The 283-nt window shown below is 56.9% G+C and carries 1 pseudogene; it reads right to left on the bottom strand.

Going from position 1 to position 283, the window contains the following annotated elements:
- Window positions 1–252, bottom strand: a pseudogene (locus EN824_RS34820) (sugar ABC transporter substrate-binding protein); the annotation flags it as partial.
- Between the last annotated feature and the right edge of the window lie 31 nt (window positions 253–283).

Here is a 283-nt window from a genome sequence, read left to right as displayed (position 1 = left end):
GTAGGAACCCGCGCCCGTTGACGCGTCGAGTCGCGATTTCGAACGGCGGTCGTTTTCACCAAAGTAGTTGATTTCAATCCGGGTGCCGCTGCGCTTTTGATAGTCCGGCAGCGACTTCTCCATGACTGACAGGCCGAGACTCTTCTGGGCGAGCATCTTGAGCACGGGAACGTTGCAGGTCTGTGCTGTCGCGAGCATGGGAACGCTTGCGCCCAGAAACGCACAAGCTGTGAGCAATGGGATGGGTTTCACTCTCGTCTCCGCTTTTGGAATGTTCTTTGGC

Origin of the sequence: Mesorhizobium sp. M8A.F.Ca.ET.181.01.1.1 (assembly GCF_004792025.1) — a bacterium.
Lineage (GTDB): Bacteria > Pseudomonadota > Alphaproteobacteria > Rhizobiales > Rhizobiaceae > Mesorhizobium.
Note: the sequence above shows the minus strand (reverse complement) of the source record. Positions and strands in the feature narration are given on the sequence as shown.